This is a genomic window from Vibrio sp. D173a (assembly GCF_030248475.1).
Genome location: NZ_JAHGAH010000565.1, coordinates 1 through 779, shown reverse-complemented (window position 1 = coordinate 779; position 779 = coordinate 1). Strand labels below are relative to the sequence as shown.

The 779-nt window shown below is 45.2% G+C and carries 1 pseudogene; it reads left to right on the top strand.

Going from position 1 to position 779, the window contains the following annotated elements:
• A pseudogene (locus KIV40_RS27565) lies at positions 1-779 on the top strand (GGDEF domain-containing protein); the annotation flags it as partial.

Genomic DNA, 779 nt, shown 5'->3' with positions numbered 1-779 from the left:
GGCACAATCCCCGCTCGCGTTTTATGGCTCTAGCCTATTCTTTCCGCAGTGATCTTGATTAGTGAAGTCAGGATAGGGCTAATTCTCAGCACGACTTTCTTAATCTTTATCAGCTGCTTAATGACAATACTACCCGCCAAATTCGCGCTGCCATTTAACAGTACTCATCGCTTTTCTCTTAGCTTGGTGACCATGAGTGCCGTGTGTCATGTCTCCTCATACTATTACACCAAGGCTGTCAGCTACATTCAGCGCCTATACCAAGAAGGGATTGAAGATCTGGCTTACCGTGACCAATTGACTGGGCTTGCTAATCGATGGAGCTTTGAACGTTGGGCAATAGAGAAACTCAATACCATCAACCCGAACAACAGCGTTACCGCCTTAGTCTTCTTAGATATTGATAACTTTAAAACCATCAATGACAGCTTTGGACACGATGTTGGCGATAGCGTGTTGCAGCACTTTGCACAACGTCTGAAAAATAACGTTCGCAACAAAGACAGAACCACCCACAACCACGACTATTCGATTGCCCGTTTTGCTGGCGATGAGTTTGTATTAGTGCTTTATGATGTGCGAAGTAAGAAAGATCTAGATGGTATTTTACAGAGGATAAGCGGGTTATTTGAAAACGAGAACCTAACTAACAACCAAGTGGGCACCCTCACTTTGAGTATTGGTGTAGCGATGTATCCAACCGATGCCACAGACCTTGCCGAACTGACACGCTGCGCAGACAAAGCGATGTATTTTGCCAAGCATTCCGGCAAGAATCG